The organism is Bacillus sp. SIMBA_005 (genome assembly GCF_046535585.1).
Taxonomy (GTDB): Bacteria; Bacillota; Bacilli; order Bacillales; family Bacillaceae; genus Bacillus; species Bacillus pumilus.
Genome location: NZ_JAWRWI010000423.1, coordinates 1 through 271, shown reverse-complemented (window position 1 = coordinate 271; position 271 = coordinate 1). Strand labels below are relative to the sequence as shown.

The 271-nt window shown below is 35.1% G+C and carries 1 protein-coding gene and 1 pseudogene; one reads left to right on the top strand and one right to left on the bottom strand.

Annotated features, from left to right (window positions below):
* Positions 1-207: DUF4240 domain-containing protein (locus SB660_RS20730; RefSeq protein ID WP_410584229.1), on the bottom strand; the 207-nt coding region annotated here is incomplete at its 3' end.
* Between SB660_RS20730 and SB660_RS20725 the strand changes: the two are divergent.
* Positions 192-271, top strand: a pseudogene (locus SB660_RS20725) (DUF4240 domain-containing protein); the annotation flags it as partial. The gene SB660_RS20730 and the pseudogene SB660_RS20725 sit on opposite strands and share 16 nt — an antisense overlap.

Here is a 271-nt window from a genome sequence, read left to right as displayed (position 1 = left end):
ATAATAGTCGTTATCTAAACCTGTCTTTTCTTCGTAAGCTTCACACGCTACAGAAAGTATTTCTTCTAATTGAGGAGCATAGCCTTCTGCTTCTAATGGTTTAAGCACAGAAATCATCGTCTCAGGAGATTCAATCGCTTTATAATATATGTCTTTTCCTTGATATAAAAGCCAAGCTCTAAAATAATCAATCCTATACTTCTTCATTGTGGGCAGCAGCTTATATTGTAATGGGCGGTTGTTCAGATGATTGTTTTGATTATTTTAGAGC